We start from the raw sequence: 12528 nt of genomic DNA, 5'->3' as shown, positions 1-12528 counted from the left end.
CCTCAGGCCTGGTTGCCGACGGCGAAGCGCGGGAACGCGGCGGTGCCGGCATACTCCGCGGCGTCGTCGAGCTCCTCCTCGATGCGCAGGAGCTGGTTGTACTTGGCGACGCGCTCCGAGCGGGCAGGTGCGCCCGTCTTGATCTGGCCGCAGTTCGTCGCGACGGCGAGGTCGGCGATCGTCGTGTCCTCGGTCTCGCCCGAGCGGTGGCTCATCATGCAGCGGAAGCCTGCGCGCTGGGCCATCTCGACCGCGTCGAGGGTCTCGGTGAGGGTGCCGATCTGGTTGACCTTGACGAGGAGCGAGTTGGCCGTGCCGGTCGCGATGCCGCGGGCGAGGCGCTCGGGGTTGGTGACGAAGAGGTCGTCGCCGACGAGCTGGACCCTGTTGCCGAGACGGTCGGTCATGGCCTTCCAGCCGTCCCAGTCGTCCTCGTTGAGCGGGTCCTCGATGGACACGAGCGGGTAGGCGTCGACGAGCTCGGCGTAGTAGTCGACCATCTCGGCCGCGGTCTTCTGGCCACCCTCGAAGGCGTAGGTGCCGTCGTCGTCGTTGTGGAACTCGCTGGCGGCGACGTCGAGGGCGAGCGCGATCTCCTCGCCCGCCTTGTAGCCGGCGCGGTCGATGGCCTCGAGGATGAGGTCGAGGGCAGCGCGGTTGCTGTCGAGGTTCGGCGCGAAGCCACCCTCGTCACCGAGGCCGGTGGCCAGGCCCTTCTCCTTGAGCACGGCCTTGAGCGCGTGGTAGACCTCGGTGCCCCAACGCAGGGCCTCACGGAAGGTCTCGGCGCCGATCGGCGCGATCATGAACTCCTGGATGTCGACGTTGGAGTCGGCGTGGGAGCCACCGTTGAGGATGTTGAGCATCGGCACGGGCAGGACGCGCGCGTTGGGCCCACCGAGGTAGCGGAACAGCGGCAGCCCGGCGGACTCGGCGGCGGCCTTGGCCACGGCCAGGCTCACACCGAGGATCGCGTTGGCGCCGATGCTCTCCTTGTTCTTGGTGCCGTCGATGGCGATCATCTCGGCGTCGATGAGGCGCTGGTCGTGGGCCTCGAAGCCGAGGAAGCTTGGGGCCGAGGTCGTCGATGACGGCGTCGACGGCCTTCTCGACGCCCTTGCCGCCGTAGCGGTTCTTGTCACCGTCCCGGCGCTCGGCTGCCTCGAAGGCGCCGGTCGAGGCGCCGCTGGGGACGGCTGCGCGGGCGATGGTGCCGTCGTCGAGGGCGACCTCGACCTCGACGGTGGGGTTGCCTCGCGAGTCGAGGATCTCGCGTGCTCCGACGGCGTCGATGCTGGCCACTGATGCTCCTGGGGTGGGGACGATGGGAATCGCCCTGAGCCTAGCCAATCCGGCCGGTCACCCGTCCGACCGACCCGCATGCCGGCTGGTCTGCCCGCGAGACGAGCATGTCCTGACGAGACGACCAGCTCTCGCTGGACGTCTCGTCGAGAACTGGTCGTCCCGACAGAAAGCCGAGCTGGGTATGCCGAGTGGCTCGGTTCAGCTGACCGGTGCCACTGCCGCGTAGGCCCCGGCCAGCGCGGCGCCGAGGCGGGCGTTGCTGCGCACGAGCGCGATGTTGGTGTCCAGACTCGCGCCGTCGGACAGCTCGACGATCCGCCCGAGGAGGAAGGGGGTGATGTCCTTGCCGGTGATGCCCTGCTCGCCGCACTCGGCGACGGCCTGGTCGATGAGTGCGGAGATCGCCTCCGGCGCCATCTCGTCCTGCTCCGGGACGGGGTTGGTCACGGCGATGCCGCCGGCCAGCCCGAGGTCCCACTTGACCCGCATCATCTCGGCGAGCTCCTCCACCGTGTCGGAGCGCATCGGTGCCGAGAAGCCCGAGGAGCGTGAGTAGAAGGACGGGAACTCGTCGGAGCCGAAGGTCACGACCGGCACGCCCAGGGTCTCGAGGACCTCCAGGGTGCGCCCGATGTCGAGGATCGACTTCACCCCGGCCGAGACGACGGCGACGTCGGTGAGGCTGAGCTCGGTGAGGTCGGCGGAGACGTCCATCGAGTCCTCGGCGCCGCGGTGCACTCCCCCGAGTCCACCGGTGACGAAGACGCGGATGCCGGCGAGCGCGGCCAGGCGCATCGTGCTCGCCACCGTCGTCGCACCGTGGCGCTTCGTGGCCATGACGTACGGGAGGTCGCGGATGCTCACCTTGGCGACCTCGTCGTGGGTGGCGAGCAGCTCCAGCTCGTCGGCCGAGAGGCCGATGCGGGCGACGCCGTCGAGGATGGCGATCGTCGCGGGGGTCGCGCCGCCGTCACGGACGATCTGCTCGACCTCGCGAGCCATCTCGACGTTGCGCGGGTAGGGCATGCCATGGCTGATGATCGTCGACTCCAGCGCCACGACGGGACGGCCCTGGGCGAGCGCCTCGGCCACCTCGGGGGCGAGCGCGAGCGCGGGGTGGGGCTGGGCGGACAGGTGCGGGGTCATGATGTTCCTTGCTGGGTGGTCAGACGCGCGGTCACGAGCGCGTGGGTGAGGTCTGGGCGCACGGTGTGTGCCGACTCGGTGGTCAGGGCGGCGGTGGCCTGGCCGAAGGCTGCGGCGGCGACGGGGTCGTCGTCACGGAGGAGGGCGTGGACGAAGCCGGCGGTCATCGAGTCACCGGCGCCGGTGACCTCGACGACGTCGCCGCTGACGCGGGTGTCGGTCGTGACCTGGGGACGACCGGCGGAGCCCGCGGGGTCGGTGGCGGCGGTCGAGAGGAGGCTGCCGCGCCGACCTCGACGGACCCACACGTGCCGGACCCCGAGCCCGTGCAGCTCGGCGGCGGCGCGACGGATGTCCGCGATGGTGTCTGCGACGGCATGGTCGACGAGGGCTGCGAGCTCGGCGATGTTGGGCGTCACCGCGAGGATCGGACGGCCGGCGTCGAGCAGGGGCCGCAGCCGTCGCGCCTTGACCACCGACACGGGCTCGATGACCACGGGCACGTCGCCGAGGCGTGCGACGTCGCAGAGCCAGGTCGCGACCTCGATCGGGATGTTGCCGTCGACGACGAGCAGGTCGCAGTGCTGGATGAGCGAGCGCGCCGGCTCGATGTCGGCGACGGTGAGGCAGTCGGTCGCGCTCATGTCCGAGACCGCGACGGAGAGGTCCCCGTCGTGGTCCAGCACGGCGAGGTAGGTGCCAGTGGGGCGGACGCCCGACACGACGTGGTCCAGCTGCACGCCGGCGCTCCGGGTGTGGGCGAGGAGCTCCTCGCCGAAGGCGTCGCTCCCGACCGCCGCCACCAGGTGGGTGGGGGTGCCGAGGCGGGCGAGGTTCTCGGCGATGTTGCGGCCGACGCCTCCCGGATGGGTGGTGATGTGGCCCGGGTTGCTCGTCGCCGGGTCGAGCGCCGAGCCGGAGCGTGCCTTGACGTCCATGACGGCGCCACCGACGACGACGACCGCAGCGTCACCCCGAACGAGGTAGCCGCGCCCGAGGATCGCGCCCTTGCGGGTGAGGTTGGACAGGGCGACCGAGACCGCGGCCTTCGTCGTGCCGAGCCGCTCGGCCAGTCGCGCGGCATCGAGCAACGGGTCGGCACGGAGCAGGCGCAGGATCGTCTGTTCCTGCGGGGTGAGCTTCACATTGGAAAGTCAAGCACTACTTGATGCTCCAAGTCAACCGTCAGGGGGTGGCCTCCGACTCAGGGGACGACGTCGCCGGTGCTGAACCCCCCGTTGCTGTCGCGGAAGACGACCACGACCCGCATGTCCTCGAACCCGTTGCTGCCCTCGCAGATGGTCGTGGTGTCGGTCGAGACCATCGGAGTGTCCGGGCAGGTCATGTCCTCGTACCACGGGGCCTCCTCCAGCGCCTGCGCCAAGGCGACTCCCGACACGGAGCCGTCGGCCTCCACGGTCACGCGCTGGGGCCCGTCGACGAACCCTTCGTCGAAGCTCTCACCCAGAACGCCACCCCCCAGGAGGAGGCCGAAGAAGAGCATCGGCAGCACGAAGGACAGCACCATGGCTCCGACTCCGCCGATGACGACGCCGATGAAGCCGGCGAGCCACGGGTTCAACCCTGTGGCCTGCGGCGCTGGAGCGCGATACGCGGCGTATGCCGGGTGCGCACCATGGAAGGGCGGCACCCCGTGACCTCCCTGCCCTTGCCAGACGTGGGATCCCACGCCAGGTCCGGGCGGGTGACCCGGGCCCGGACCGGGCGGCAGGGGTGGCTGGTGCGTCAACGCGGGCTCCTCGGGGCGATCAGGGGGCTCAGGGTCGCACGCCTTTCGAGTGCCTGTCCGGGGATTGACCGGTTCGTGACCCGGCTGACCGTCCTCGGATTGCGCTCCGGGAAGTGGCGCCGCTACTCGCTGAAGACCTCGGCCGTCTCGAAACGTCCGCTGTCGTCGAGGAACACCACGACCACCCGATACCGGTCGAAGCCGTCGTCGACCTGGCAGAGCGTCGTCACGTCCTCGGCGGCCCGCGGCGTCGCCGGACAGACGACCTCCTCGTAGTAGCCGCCGCCCCCGACCTCGAGCACGGCATCGGCCAACGCTGGTCCGGGGACACTGCCGTCGCCGGCCACGTCGACCTGGCCGCGCCAGTCCTGCGCCAGGTCGTCGACTCCCTCCCACGGCAGCGGCCCGCCGGTCGCGATCCAGAGCATCGCCCCCGCGACAAGGGTGAGCAGCACACCACCGATGGCTCCCAGGGCGGCGGCGAGCCACGGGTTCAGCCCCCGGGACGGCGGAGCAGGCGGGGTCATTCCTCCGTATGCCGGGTGTGGCCGGCATACGGAGATGGCGCACCATGAGAGACCTGCCCGGCGTAGGTGGGCGGTCCGGGTGGCTGCGGCGGCTGGTACGACACGGGTGGCTCCTCAGTCCTGGGTTGCCCCAGAGTGCCACGAGAGCAGGTCAGCGGACCTGCTTGGCGGCCTTCTCCTCGGCCTTGATCCGGGCCCACGCCGCTTCGACCTCTTCAGGTGTCGAGGCGTCGCCGTCGGCGAAGACGTGAGGGTGACGACGGACGAGCTTGTCGACGAGCAGCCCGGCGACCTCGTCGATGTCGAACTCGTCCTCCGGTGCCTGCGCGTCCTCGGCCACCCGCGCGTGGAAGAGCACCTGCAGCAGGACGTCCCCCAGCTCCTCGGCGAGGTGCTGCCGGTCACCGGACCCGATGGCCTCGACGGCTTCCCCGGCCTCCTCGGTGAGGTACTTCGCGAGCGACTCGTGCGTCTGCTCGGCGTCCCAGGGGCATCCCCCGGGCGAGCGCAGCCGGTCCATGACCGCGACCGCGTCGAGCAAGCGTGACCCGGGCACATCCCACGAACCCACGATGACCTCGACCTCGGGCGGCACCTCCAGCCGCGACACCTCCGACGCGATGGCGTCGGTGAGTCCGGGGTCCGCGTCCGAGGAGCCGAGCCAGACGACATCGGACTCCAGAGAGCGATCCACGAGCAGCCGCGCCAGGTCCGGCGCCGACAGCTCCGCACCCACCTCATCGACCGGAAGGCCCGACTCGACGACGGCCTCGACGACCGGCTCCGAGACGTCCCGGCACAGGCGAGCGGTCGCCGACTCCACGGCATACCAGGCACTGCGGGACAACAGACCCGGCGCGACGCGCGGGCTGGTGACGAGGAGGCTCAGGCGCCCCACGGCGTCACTGAGCCGGCGCGGCGGGCGGTGCCGACTCGGCAGGCGCGGGCACGAGCCAGTTGGGCCGCTCGAGGACGACCGCTGCCTGCTCGGGGTCGAAGCGGCCGTAGCGCGGGTTGATCGTCATGTCGAGGGCGGCGAACTCCTGGGTGAGGGCCTGGCGTCCGGCGTCGTCGATCTGCTGGAGGCTGGCCTCGGCCTGGAGCACCTCCACCGTCGAGTCGGACACCGGCTCGTCGTACTGGTTGAAGGCGGCTCGCGCCGCTGACTCGCTCTGCGCCTTGCCCGCCTTGACCGCCGCCTCGTTGATGTAGGGCGCGCGGATGAGCAGGGTCAGCGCCTGACCGGCCGTGATGGGCTGCTCCGGCTGGAAGGCGCCGTTGATCTGCTCGGTCGCATCGCGGACCTGCTGCTCGGTGATGACGCGGCCGTCGACGACCGCAGCGGTCTCAGCCGACGTGGTGCCCGAGCAGGCGGACAGTGCGAGGACGCCCGCCAGGGCGAGTGCGGTGGTGCGAGCCTTGACGGCCTTCACTTCGGTTCCCTTCGTCATCGGGTGGACTGCGCCACCCTTGCTGCTTCTCCGACATTGTCCATGACGACGGTCCGGATGACCGAACCTGCCCACTCGAGCACCGCGTGGTTGCGCAGCGGCTGCCCTCCGACCCGGGCCGTCATGGGCTTGGGCACGAGGATCGTGCCGAGTGCCTCCTTGACGATCGAGCCGGGGTAGAGCCTCTGGAGTCGCAGCTCCTGGCTCTCACGCAGCTGGACCGGGCCGAAGCGAACCGTCGTGCCCTGGACCGAGATGTCCTTGATGCCCGCGGCCCGCGCCACGGTGCGCAGCCGCGCCACCTCGATGAGGTTGCGGACGGCCTCTGGCGGCTTGCCGTAGCGGTCGACGAGCTCGGCCTCGATCTCGCCGAGCGCGGCCTCGTCGGCCACGGTCGCGAGCTTCTTGTAGGCCTCGAGGCGCAGCCGCTCCCCCGGCACGTAGTCGTGGGGCAGGTGGGCGTCGACGGGCAGCTCGATCTTGATCTCACCGATCTCCTCGTCCACGTCGCCACGGAAGCTCGACACGGCCTCGCCGACGAGCCGGACGTAGAGGTCGAACCCGACACCGGCGATGTGGCCCGACTGCTCGCCACCGAGGAGGTTGCCGGCACCGCGGATCTCGAGGTCCTTCATGGCGACCTGCATGCCGGCACCGAGGTCGGTGTGGCTGGCGATCGTCTGCAGCCGGTCGTGCGCGGTCTCGGTGAGCGGGGCCTCGGGCGGGTAGAGGAAGTAGGAGTAGGCGCGCTCGCGACCTCGCCCGACGCGTCCACGCAGCTGGTGCAGCTGGCTGAGGCCGAGCCGGTCGGCGCGCTCGACGATGAGGGTGTTGGCGTTGGAGATGTCGAGCCCGGTCTCGACGATCGTCGTGCAGACGAGGACGTCGAACTTGTTCTCCCAGAAGTCGAGGACGACCTGCTCCAGCCGGTGCTCGCCCATCTTGCCGTGGGCGGTGGCGATGCGGGCCTCGGGGACGAGCTCACGGATGCGGGCGGCGGCCTTCTCGATCGTGGACACCTTGTTGTGGATGTAGAAGACCTGCCCCTCGCGGAGCATCTCGCGCCGGACGGCGGCCGTGATCTGCTTCTCCTCGTAGGCACCGACATAGGTGAGGACCGGGTGCCGCTCCTCTGGAGGCGTTGCGAGAGTGGACATCTCGCGTATGCCGGTCACAGCCATCTCGAGTGTGCGCGGGATCGGTGTGGCCGACATCGCCAGCACGTCGACGGCCGTGCGGAGCTGCTCCAGCTGCTCCTTGTGCTCGACCCCGAAGCGCTGCTCCTCGTCGACGACGACGAGGCCGAGGTCCTTGAACCTGATGCTGTCCGAGAGCAGACGGTGGGTGCCGATGACGAGGTCGATGGAGCCGTTGGCGAGGCCCTCGATGACCTCGTCGGACTCCTTCTTGGACTGGAAGCGGCTGAGCGCCTTGACCGTCACCGGGAACGGCGCATAGCGCTCGGTGAAGGTCTGGAGGTGCTGCTGGACGAGCAGGGTCGTCGGCACGAGCACGGCAGCCTGCTTACCGTCCTGGATCGCCTTGAACGCCGCGCGCACCGCGATCTCGGTCTTGCCGTAGCCGACGTCGCCACAGATGAGCCGGTCCATCGGGACCTCGCGCTCCATGTCGGCCTTGACCTCGTCGATGGAGCTGAGCTGGTCGGGCGTCTCGACGTAGGCGAACGCGTCCTCGAGCTCACGCTGCCACGGGGTGTCACGCGAGAAGGCGTGCCCCTTGGTCGCCATGCGCGCCGAGTAGAGCTGGATGAGCTCGGCGGCGATCTGCTTGACGTAGCGACGGGCCTTGGACTTGGTCTGCTTCCAGTCCGAGCCACCCATCTTGTTGAGGGTCGGCTGCTCACCACCGACGTAGCGCGTGATCTGGTCGAGCTGGTCGGTCGGCACGAAGAGCCGGTCGCCGGGATGACCACGCTTGCCGGGGGCGTACTCGAGCACGAGGTACTCGCGGGTCGCTCCCTGGACGGTGCGCTGCATCATCTCGACGAACTTGCCGACGCCGTGCTGCTCGTGGACGACGAAGTCGCCCGGCTTGAGCTGGAGCGGGTCGACCTGGTTGCGCCTGCGCGACGGCATACGCCGCATGTCCTTGGTCGAGGGACCCGTCGACGGGGTGCCGGTGAGGTCGGTCTCGGTGAGGACGACAAGGCGGCTCGGAGCGTGGACGAAGCCGCGCCCCAGCTGGGCCGTCGTGACGTGCACGATCCCGGCCTCGAAGGCGTCGAGCGAGGTCTCAAGACGGGCGGGCACCTCGGCCTCGCCGAGGACCTCGACGATGCGCTTGGCCGAGCCCTGGCCGTCGGTGGCGACGAGGATCCGCCAGCCGTCGTCGGTCCAGGTGCGCAGGTCCGCGGCTGCCGACTCGATGTCACCCCGGTATGCCGTGGGGTCCTGGGTGCCGGTCTCCGCGGCTTCGCCCTGGGTCGTCTCGAGGTCGAGCACGAAGGGGGTGAGGTCCCACCACGGGTGCTCGGTCGCGAGGGCATGGTCACGCAGGGCGCCCACGGACCAGAAGGAGGCGGACCCTAGGATCTTCTCGAGGTCGATGGGGACGGCGTTGCCGGCCGCAGCGTTGGCCCAGCCGGCCTCGAGGAACTCCTGGCTGGTGGCGACGAGGTCGTGGGCCCGGGTGCGCACCCGCTCGGGGTCGCAGGCGACGACGGGCGAACCCGCGGGGAAGCTGTCGAGCATCGACTCCATGCCGTCGACGAGGGCCGGCGCGAGCGACTCCATGCCCTCGACGGCGATGCCGGCGGCGAGCTTGTGGAGCAGGTCCGCGGCACCGGGCAGCTGGTCGGCGAGCACCGCGGCGCGGTCACGGACCGCATCGGTGAGCAGCACCTCGCGGCAGGGAGGCGCCCAGAGACCGTGGTCGGCCACCTCGAGCGAGCGCTGGTCGGCGACCTTGAACCAGCGGATCTCCTCGATGGTGTCGCCCCAGAACTCGACGCGGAGCGGGTGCTCCTCCGTCGGCGGGAAGACGTCGAGGATGCCACCGCGGACGGCGAACTCACCGCGCCGCTCGACGAGGTCGGTGCGGGCGTAGGCAGCGCCGGCCAGCGCCTCGACGACCGCGTCGAGCTCGTGCTCCTCACCGGCGCGCAGGGCGACGGGTGCGAGGTCGCCGAGGCCGGTCGAGATGGGCTGCAGGACGGCGCGCACCGGCGCGACGACAACCGACAGGGGGCCGTGGCTGACGTCGTCGTCGGCGACGGAGGCCGGGTGGGCGAGGCGGCGGAGCACGGCGAGTCGGCGACCGACGGTGTCGGAGCGGGGGCTGAGCCGCTCGTGGGGCAGCGTCTCCCAGGAGGGGAAGTCCGCGACCACGTCCGGGTCGAGGACGCACCCGAGGGAGGCGGTCAGGTCCTCAGCCTCGCGGCTCGTGGCAGTGACGACGAGCAGCGGCAGCCGGTCGGGGGCGGTCGCGCGCAGCCGCTGGACCGCAGCCGCGATGAGCGCCGGCCGGGCGCCGGCGCTGACCGAGACGTCGAGGGTGCTGGTGCCGGGGGCGGTGGCGGTCTCGAGGAGGGCGTGGATCTGGGGTGCCGCGCCGAAGTGGTCGACGACGGGTTGCAACGTGGGCATCGCCCTCCAGCCTAGTTCTCGCCACCGACGGGCAGGACGTCAGTTCCCGGCCGTGGGCGCGTGGAACTTCTGCTGGGTGTCGAGCAGCCCGTGGGTCACCAACATCTCCACCGCGTCGGCGGCGTCGCCGAGCAGGAACGGCAGCTCCTTGCGCTCGGTGGTGGAGAAGTCCTTGAGGACGTAGTCCGCGGCGTCCTGGCGACCCGGCGGCCGACCGATGCCCACCCGCACGCGCAGGTAGTCACGGGTCCCGAGCGACTTCGAGATCGACCGAAGCCCGTTGTGGCCACCCTCGCCACCGCCGAGCTTGAGCCGCACGTCACCCGCAGGGATGTCGAGCTCGTCGTGGATGACGACGAGGCGGTCCGGGGTGATCGAGAAGAAGCCGAGGAGCGCCTTGACCGGGCCACCCGACTCGTTCATGTAGCTGCTGGGCACGGCGATGACGGCGCTCGGCCCCGGCACTCCCCCGGGGCCCGTGCCGATCCGGACCTGCGCCGCAGCCGCACGCGCCTTGTGCGCGCGCAGCGCGGTCCTCGTCCGCGAAGCCAGCTCGTCGACGACCATCGCTCCCACGTTGTGGCGGTTTCCGGCATACGTCGGTCCGGGGTTGCCCAACCCGATGACCATCCACGTCTCACTCACAACGCACGAGTATGCCGTCCGCCCACCTCCCGCTCCCAACTCGACGAAGGTGCCACCGGACGCCAGCAGGCCCGGTCCGCGGTGGACCGGGCCTGCTGGTGGAAGCAGTGGTGCTGTGGGTCAGGCGTCGTCGGACTTCTCGGCGTCGCCCTCGGCAGCAGCGTCGCCCTCGGCGCCCTCGGCAGCCTCGCCCTCGGCCTCGGCGGCCTCCTCGTCGGTCGGCTCGTGCTCGATGCCGGCCTCGGCCTCGGCCTCGGCGAGCTCGGCCTCGAGCGCCTCGGCGGAGATCTGCTGGGTGACGTTGACGACGAGCGCCTCGGGGTCGGTGATCAGCGTCGCACCCGCGGGCAGCTCGACGGCGCCGGCGAGGATCAGGGTGCCGGCCTCGAGTCCCTCGACCGAGACGGTGACCGACTCGGGGATGTTGGTGGCCTCGACCTCGACCTGCAGGCTGGAGTTGTCGAGGTTGACCAGGGTCTCGGGAGCGGCTTCGCCCTCGAGGTGCACGGGCACGTCGATGACGACCTTCTCGCCCTTGCGGACGATGACGAGGTCGATGTGCTCGATGACCGGCTTGATCGGGTCGCGCTGCACGTCCTTGGCCAGGGCCAGCTGCTCGTCACCGTCGAGGACGATCGTGAGGAGCGCGTTGGGGTTCTTGAGCGCCATCATGGCGTCGTGACCCACGAGGGTGATGTGCAGCGGGTCGGCGCCGTGGCCGTACATGACGGCAGGGATCTTGTTCTCGCGGCGGATCTGGCGGGCGGCGCCCTTGCCGAACTTGGTGCGGGCCTGGGCCTGCAGCTTGATGGTGTCGTTGGACACGAGGACTCCTGGGAATGGGGGGATCGGTCAGGGACGACGCCGATGGGGGCTGGGCGTCTGCGGTGGCCTCGACGCGGGACACGGCACGGACAGGCGCGCTGGTCCGCGGAAAGCCACGAGCCCGTGAGCCGTGCTTTCTCTGACCACCGCGTCGATCACGGACGTGCCTGGCCCGAAACTGGGTGGGCCGTGCTGCGTCCCTCGCCGAGGCAACCCGGGAAGTCTAGGCGACAGGGTGTGGAGCAGGGAAATCGGCGTCGTATGCCGGGTGCTCGCCATCCGCCGCCACGTCACCGTCCGTGGGAGTGTCACCGTCCGTTGTCGTGTCGGCGTCCACGGTGCGCTCACCGACGCGTACGGCGACGACGCCACCGAGGATGAGCAGCCCGCCGGCGAGCTGGATCCACCCGGGCAGCTCGTCGAGGAGCAGCCAGGCGATGAGCACCGCGAAGAGCACCTCGGAGAGGCCGATGAAGCTCGCGACGGTGGCGCCGACGAGGCGGGTGCCGATGACGCCGACGCCATAGGCGAGGGCTGCGGCCACGAGGGCGAGCTCGGCGACGGGCACCCACCACGCGGTGGCGACCCCGGCGATCTCGACGCTTCCGCGGGCGGTGCCGTAGTCGATGAGACCCGTTGCGCTTGCCGCGACCAGCACGACCGCACCGACCCCGAGCCCGAAGCCGGCGAGCGCCAGTGGCGGCAGCGACTCCTCGTGCTCATGCCCGGAGGTGACGTAGTAGGTGGCGAGACCGACGGCTGCGAGGAGCCCCCACACCACTCCGGCCCAGGAGATCTGCACACCGGAGAAGACGTCGAGGACGAGGACCAGTCCGGCCACGGAGAGCCCGACGCCGCCCAGCGTCAGGCGGGACGGTCGGTGGCCGTGGCGGGCCCACATCCAGCCGACGACGAAGACGATCCCGAGGTACTCAAGGAGCAGTGCCACGGCCACGGACAACGTCTCGACGGCGTTGAAGTAGGCGAACTGGCAGCCGGCGACGGCGACCGCCCCGAAGGCGAGGACCTGACCAGCGTTGCGGCGCAGGAGGCCCCACCGACCCCGCACGGCCCAGACCGCCACCGGCAATAGGACGAGCGCGGCAACCCCCACGCGCCAGGTCACGACACCGGCAGGAGTCCAGCCGGCGCTGAGCAGCGACTTCGCGAAGGCGCCCGAGGAGCCGAACGCCGCCGACGAGACGACGACGAGGATGAGCCCGAGCAGCACCGACCGCCCCGATCGGTTCTGGGTTCCGGCGTTCATGGCGCTC

The 12528-nt window shown here is 70.7% G+C and carries 10 protein-coding genes and 1 pseudogene; all 11 read right to left on the bottom strand.

Going from position 1 to position 12528, the window contains the following annotated elements:
- Positions 1-2: 2 nt before the first annotated feature.
- Positions 3-1302 (bottom strand): annotated as a pseudogene (eno, locus tag ACZZ98_RS12280) (phosphopyruvate hydratase).
- Between the two features lie 201 nt (positions 1303-1503).
- On the bottom strand, positions 1504-2451 hold the full coding sequence (locus ACZZ98_RS12275) for a pseudouridine-5'-phosphate glycosidase (protein ID WP_463516503.1): 948 nt from the start codon (positions 2449-2451) through the stop codon (positions 1504-1506).
- Entirely contained in the window at positions 2448-3596 is a 1149-nt protein-coding gene (locus tag ACZZ98_RS12270) for a PfkB family carbohydrate kinase (protein WP_463516502.1), read from the bottom strand. The genes ACZZ98_RS12275 and ACZZ98_RS12270 overlap by 4 nt, the downstream gene beginning before the upstream one ends.
- Before the next feature lie 59 nt (positions 3597-3655).
- Positions 3656-4102, bottom strand: coding sequence for a hypothetical protein (locus tag ACZZ98_RS12265; protein WP_463516501.1), 447 nt, complete (start codon positions 4100-4102; stop codon positions 3656-3658).
- Between the two features lie 221 nt (positions 4103-4323).
- Positions 4324-4728, bottom strand: coding sequence for a hypothetical protein (locus tag ACZZ98_RS12260; protein ID WP_463516500.1), 405 nt, complete (start codon positions 4726-4728; stop codon positions 4324-4326).
- A gap of 151 nt (positions 4729-4879) precedes the next feature.
- Positions 4880-5626, bottom strand: a complete 747-nt coding sequence (locus ACZZ98_RS12255; RefSeq protein ID WP_463516499.1) for a nucleoside triphosphate pyrophosphohydrolase — start codon at positions 5624-5626, stop codon at positions 4880-4882.
- Positions 5627-5630: 4 nt separating this feature from the next.
- Entirely contained in the window at positions 5631-6179 is a 549-nt protein-coding gene (locus ACZZ98_RS12250; protein ID WP_463516498.1) for a hypothetical protein, read from the bottom strand.
- The gene (gene mfd, locus ACZZ98_RS12245) at positions 6176-9784 is read right to left on the bottom strand and encodes a transcription-repair coupling factor (protein ID WP_463516497.1); all 3609 of its coding nucleotides are present in this window, start codon (positions 9782-9784) and stop codon (positions 6176-6178) included. Before mfd ends, ACZZ98_RS12250 begins: the two co-directional genes overlap by 4 nt.
- 39 nt (positions 9785-9823) lie before the next feature.
- Entirely contained in the window at positions 9824-10414 is a 591-nt protein-coding gene (gene pth / locus ACZZ98_RS12240; RefSeq protein WP_463517775.1) for an aminoacyl-tRNA hydrolase, read from the bottom strand.
- Between the two features lie 135 nt (positions 10415-10549).
- The gene (locus ACZZ98_RS12235) at positions 10550-11254 is read right to left on the bottom strand and encodes a 50S ribosomal protein L25/general stress protein Ctc (protein ID WP_463516496.1); all 705 of its coding nucleotides are present in this window, start codon (positions 11252-11254) and stop codon (positions 10550-10552) included.
- A 223-nt stretch (positions 11255-11477) separates the two neighbouring features.
- Positions 11478-12521, bottom strand: a complete 1044-nt coding sequence (locus tag ACZZ98_RS12230) for an EamA family transporter (protein ID WP_463516495.1) — start codon at positions 12519-12521, stop codon at positions 11478-11480.
- Positions 12522-12528: the final 7 nt, after the last annotated feature.

It is taken from the genome of Knoellia sp. AC549 (genome assembly GCF_979258975.1).
The sequence above is the reverse complement of the archived record's forward strand: the minus strand, read 5'-3'. Positions and strand labels throughout refer to the sequence as shown.

Excerpts from the sequence above, each read along its gene's own strand:
- pth (WP_463517775.1), bottom strand. The coding sequence starts at position 10,414 with ATGGTCATCGGGTTGGGCAACCCCGGACCGACGTATGCCGGAAACCGC.
- ACZZ98_RS12250 (WP_463516498.1), bottom strand. The coding sequence starts at position 6,179 with ATGACGAAGGGAACCGAAGTGAAGGCCGTCAAGGCTCGCACCACCGCA.
- ACZZ98_RS12275 (WP_463516503.1), bottom strand. The coding sequence starts at position 2,451 with ATGACCCCGCACCTGTCCGCCCAGCCCCACCCCGCGCTCGCGCTCGCC.
- ACZZ98_RS12260 (WP_463516500.1), bottom strand. The coding sequence starts at position 4,728 with ATGACCCCGCCTGCTCCGCCGTCCCGGGGGCTGAACCCGTGGCTCGCC.
- ACZZ98_RS12230 (WP_463516495.1), bottom strand. The coding sequence starts at position 12,521 with ATGAACGCCGGAACCCAGAACCGATCGGGGCGGTCGGTGCTGCTCGGG.
- mfd (WP_463516497.1), bottom strand. The coding sequence starts at position 9,784 with ATGCCCACGTTGCAACCCGTCGTCGACCACTTCGGCGCGGCACCCCAG.